The 427-nt window shown below is 50.6% G+C and carries 1 protein-coding gene; it reads right to left on the bottom strand.

Going from position 1 to position 427, the window contains the following annotated elements:
* Positions 1–427: HYR domain-containing protein (locus MWU78_RS22265; protein ID WP_247002017.1), on the bottom strand; the 427-nt coding region annotated here is incomplete at both ends.

The raw sequence follows: 427 nt of genomic DNA, 5'->3' as shown, positions 1-427 counted from the left end.
GTTGCCTTCTTCTCATTGTCTTTGTCCTGAAATGCAAGATAGGGTACCCCGGAACCATCTAGGGCCAAGGAAACCTCAACTACCGTTCCATTGGGAAAACTGGAAGGGCCAACTTGTGCCCAACAGTCTCCCGTACCTGTTACGGTGACCAACTGCTCACAGGACTCCGATACATTCCCCGCCTCGTCCTTGGCGGTCCAGGTAATGGTTGTATTGCCTATGGGAAAGGGAGCGTCCAGTGCAGCGCCATCGCTGCGGACCCCTTCAAAAGTAAATACGGTGGAAACATTATCAGACGCAATTGGATCAGTAAGTGTTACCGAAATAAAACATTGGGGTCCTGCATCCTGAACAATATCTGTTGGGCAGGTAATGGTGGGAACCACCTGATCTGCCAGGGCCGCAGGGACAAATTTCTTTACAAAAG

Source organism: Arenibacter sp. F26102 (assembly GCF_023015865.1).
In the GTDB taxonomy this organism is placed as follows: Bacteria; Bacteroidota; Bacteroidia; order Flavobacteriales; family Flavobacteriaceae; genus Arenibacter.
Note: the sequence above shows the minus strand (reverse complement) of the source record. Positions and strands in the feature narration are given on the sequence as shown.